The following is a 536-nucleotide window of genomic DNA, read 5'->3' as shown; positions in this document are numbered from 1 at the left end:
GTTTCGGGCGAAGGCCACATCGTCTGCGGCCATTGCCGCAACTGCCGGGCGGGCAGGGGGCATCTGTGCCGCAACACCCTCGGCGTCGGCGTCAACCGGCCGGGCGCCTTCGGTGAATATCTGGCGATCCCGCAGCACAACGTCGTGCAGATCCCCGACGACGTGCCCGACGAGATCGCCGCAATCTTCGATCCGCTGGGCAATGCGGTCCACACCGCTCTGTCCTTTGATCTGGTCGGCGAGGACGTGCTGGTCACCGGCGCCGGGCCGATCGGCATCATGGCTGCGCTGGTGGCGCAGTGCGTCGGCGCGCGAAAGGTGGTCATCACCGACATCAACCCGGTGCGGCTGGCGCTGGCGAAAAAGCTTCGCGTCCAGCATGTGGTCGACGCGTCGAAGGAAAAGCTGCGCGATATCATGCCGGCGCTCGGCATGACCGAAGGTTTTGACGTCGGTCTCGAAATGTCGGGTGCCGCACCCGCCTTCCGCGACATGATCGACACCATGAACAATGGCGGCAAGATCGCCATTCTGGG

The 536-nt window shown here is 65.1% G+C and carries 1 protein-coding gene; it reads left to right on the top strand.

From position 1 onward, the window contains the following. Positions 1 to 536, top strand: a 536-nt coding sequence (locus tag AC0L2A_RS36365; RefSeq protein ID WP_473613001.1) for a zinc-binding dehydrogenase, incomplete at both ends; no start/stop codon positions are given.

The organism is Mesorhizobium sp. WSM4844, assembly GCF_055811775.1.
The sequence above is the reverse complement of the archived record's forward strand: the minus strand, read 5'-3'. Positions and strand labels throughout refer to the sequence as shown.